Here is a 3,153-nt window from a genome sequence, read left to right as displayed (position 1 = left end):
ATCACTAGCCCCAACAGAATGGGAGCCATCTCATCGGCACTCCAAAGCAGGAAGTGCGGCGGGTCATCGATATAGGACGGAATACTCACAGGTTCCATAGTCACTCCTCGTTGTTTGAATTGAGAAGTGAAGGATGCCTTGGGATTGGTAGGTTCAGTGGTCAGCTAGATGCCGAATTCTTGAAGGTTTTGAGGTGGCTTTGTGATTCTGCTCTTACAATCATATTGATATCGTAAGCTTAATGGTTACAATTAGTGCACGATAATTGGCTCTCAATACTCGTGTTTTCAACTCAAGAGTGCGAGCTTATACCGAGTGCTCCGCCCCCCGGCTTCACTTTTTACCAAGCAACCAAGCTCGACCAACGCCGCTAAATGACGAGATGCGGTTGGTTTACTCACGTTCGCCACTTTATGGTATTGCGACGTATTAATGCCTTGGTCAAAATCTCCATCAAGCATTCGATTGAGCACTTTTACTTGCTCCGAGGACAGTCGCGTTTGATCGACATTTCGCCAGAAGTTTGTTTTGAAAACCGTTTGGTCGATTTCTTCGAGCACATTGGTGAATGTTTCACCTAAGGTGTTTAAAAACCACATAAGCCAAGCGGTAATATCAAGTTCACCTTTCTGGGATTGCTCTAATATTTCGTAGTAGCTTTTACGGTTGGCTAAAATCGCCACTGACATTGCATAGAAACGGACTGATTGACGCTCAGCTTGCGCCAGTGCCAAATCAGTAAGTAAGCGGGTGATCCTGCCATTGCCGTCATCCAAAGGATGGAGCGTCACAAACCAAAGATGTGTTATCGCAGCTCTAAGCAATGGGTCTAGAGCGGGGTCCTTACGAGAGTCATTAAACCAGCGGATAAACACGTCCAGTTCAGACTCAAGCACATCTTGGCTTGGCGCTTCAAAATGCACCGTGGGTTTATCTATTCTGCCCGATACAACCTGCATAGGCTCATCCCCACGTAACTGCCCTCCTATCACAGGATTAAACATGGTATAACCCTCAGGAAATAGTCGTTTATGCCACTGTAATATTCTTTCAAGTGAGAGAGGCGAGACTAAATTCTCCACCGCATCTAACATTATTTCTGCTAAGCCATCAGTGCGTTCAGTGGTTGGAAATGGTTTTTCTTCAGAAAGACCGAGCTTATTAGCCAAGGACGAGCGAACAGAAAAAGCATTGAGCTTCTCACCTTCAATGGCACTCGAATGAATAATGTTCGCCAATAGCGTGTCTAACATACTTTGCTTTTGGTCTTTAGGTTGGCTCGACATCTTGCCCAACAACATTCCTTGGTGAAAGCGAATGTCGCGTAACTTGGGTCCAATGACTTTTTCATCCCAGATAAAGTTTGGCCAATCAGCTTGTTGCCAGATCCACATCTTGTCGCCTTTTTGATTTAAATAACAGTCTATTCAAATCATAGCATGATTCGAATCAAACCCACAATCGAATCAAATGATGATAGGAATAAGCCAGATATTCATATCATCCTGTCTTGGTGGCCATTAACCGAGGCCTCAAATCTTCTTCTGCAAGTGACTTAACGCCAACCCCGCCATCAATGCCAAGCCGATGATCAGCGACGGTAACACCACCGGTGGAATAGCCAGCGGGGCGAACAATCCCATAAACAGCAAAATGACACCTGAGCCCAGGATAATCATGCTGTAGCGGTGAATGATAGGGCTCGAAAAATCAAAGGTTGTCTTCTTAATCTTCCAGGTCATCAATCCGTCCCACAGCGCCGGTAACATGAGAATAAGCGCAAAGGGCAACCAGACCATCAGCAAAGCAAATCGAGTGAACACTTGGTACAACACATCAAAAAATGCCTGAATACGGTCTTCTACCCAGACAAACCAAAAGCCTCCCATGCTCTCCATCCCTTTAGAACGAAGTCGCTGCTCTTCAGTGGGGATCAGAAAATCTCGCACAGATTGCTCCATCTGCGTATCCACAATACATGACTGATACCAGCGGTGGCTAGTTTGACCAATCCAATAGCTTGTTTGTGCGCCCAATTGATTTTGGATCATCTGCTTCTCTTTACTAATAACCCGGCCAGTCCAATCACCGGGCACTAACACGCCAATGGCAATAATCTCCAGCATCAGTGCCAGACACAGCAGCCAAACCGACTTATGCTTGCTCATGCCAAACATCCTCTTCTACTCGCGCCAGCATGGCTGCAACGGTTGGCGTCATAATCCGGGCTTTAATCACTTGTTGAAGCCGCTTTGTCGATGTATGGCCACTGACATAACGCACATCAATACGTCCTTCAGCCAAATACGCCATCCGATTTGGACGATTACGAATCCAGGTGTGGAAATACACACCATCTACGGCAGCCCACTCGAAATGGTCAGGATCACGCAGGCGAATCCCCGTTAAAGCACTGGCGGCAGTCCAGGTCAGTGCCTCAATGAAATGCCAAAGGCGAACACTGTCATCATTACAACTGACTTCTTCATAACTACCCAAGCCATTGCACAGACACAAATCAAAGATGGAATGGCCATCTAACGTGAGCGCATCCGTTAAATAGTCCGCTAAACAGTGTACTGAAGCCAAAGCATGAGGCCAGTCGGTTTCAAGCAGTCTTAAAGCTTCCTTGAACTGAGGGTTATGTTGCTGCCACTGAGCGAGCATTTCTTTACTGGTAAGTGTTGTCATTTTCAGACAGACAGAATGATGCATACAGACTCCTTATGCTGCCTGTGTAGAGCTGGTTAAAATAGGAATGCGGCCTTTGATCACGCGGCCACCTGAAAGCTTGGCGATGTACTCCAGGTTGGGAAGCTGGCCTAATAACTGCGGTGGAAACATATCGCCTTCTTCCTCCATCAAGCGCTCGCCATGATTGCCGGTAAACAACGCGGGGCTGTCCGAGTTGGACGACATACCTTGCGTTTGCATGATGTACTGCAACCGAGTCTTAGGCAGATTGTCAGTAATATACTGCTGCGTTTCGACGTCCATCACCCGAAGGGCTATCAAGTTGTTGATGTTACCTAACACCTGGCGAGCCTTAGCTTCACTGCCTGTTCGAGCTGCAAAGTCAGCAAAGGTCTGAGTAGCAATCACACAACGCATTTTTGCGCCACGGCCTTTGTTGAGCAGTTGAATGAAGGGATC

5 protein-coding genes are annotated in these 3,153 nt (G+C 46.9%); all 5 read right to left on the bottom strand.

Translation table 11 applies throughout. The features are described 5' to 3' along the window. The coding region (locus R7Z49_RS23070) for a type IV conjugative transfer system protein TraL (RefSeq protein WP_222860464.1) at nucleotides 1-98 on the bottom strand (98 nt) is incomplete at its 3' end. 189 nt (nucleotides 99-287) lie between these two features. Then, nucleotides 288-1,394 carry a Fic family protein gene (locus R7Z49_RS23065; RefSeq protein ID WP_258500914.1) on the bottom strand — a complete coding sequence of 369 codons (1,107 nt, stop codon included), beginning with the start codon at nucleotides 1,392-1,394 and terminating at the stop codon, nucleotides 288-290. Between the two features lie 138 nt (nucleotides 1,395-1,532). Further along, nucleotides 1,533-2,168, bottom strand: coding sequence for a DUF4400 domain-containing protein (locus R7Z49_RS23060; protein WP_318112092.1), 636 nt, complete (start codon nucleotides 2,166-2,168; stop codon nucleotides 1,533-1,535). Next, the gene (locus R7Z49_RS23055) at nucleotides 2,155-2,715 is read right to left on the bottom strand and encodes a conjugative transfer protein (RefSeq protein WP_318112091.1); all 561 of its coding nucleotides are present in this window, start codon (nucleotides 2,713-2,715) and stop codon (nucleotides 2,155-2,157) included. The genes R7Z49_RS23060 and R7Z49_RS23055 overlap by 14 nt, the downstream gene beginning before the upstream one ends. 9 nt (nucleotides 2,716-2,724) lie before the next feature. After that, on the bottom strand, nucleotides 2,725-3,153 hold a 429-nt coding region (locus R7Z49_RS23050; RefSeq protein ID WP_318112090.1), incomplete at its 5' end, for a TraM recognition domain-containing protein.

Origin of the sequence: Vibrio sp. 1562, from assembly GCF_033340155.1 — a bacterium.
GTDB classification, from domain to species: domain Bacteria; phylum Pseudomonadota; class Gammaproteobacteria; order Enterobacterales; family Vibrionaceae; genus Vibrio; species Vibrio alginolyticus.
The sequence above is the reverse complement of the archived record's forward strand: the minus strand, read 5'-3'. Positions and strand labels throughout refer to the sequence as shown.

Excerpts from the sequence above, each read along its gene's own strand:
- R7Z49_RS23065 (WP_258500914.1), bottom strand. The coding sequence starts at position 1,394 with ATGTGGATCTGGCAACAAGCTGATTGGCCAAACTTTATCTGGGATGAA.
- R7Z49_RS23055 (WP_318112091.1), bottom strand. The coding sequence starts at position 2,715 with ATGCATCATTCTGTCTGTCTGAAAATGACAACACTTACCAGTAAAGAA.
- R7Z49_RS23060 (WP_318112092.1), bottom strand. The coding sequence starts at position 2,168 with ATGAGCAAGCATAAGTCGGTTTGGCTGCTGTGTCTGGCACTGATGCTG.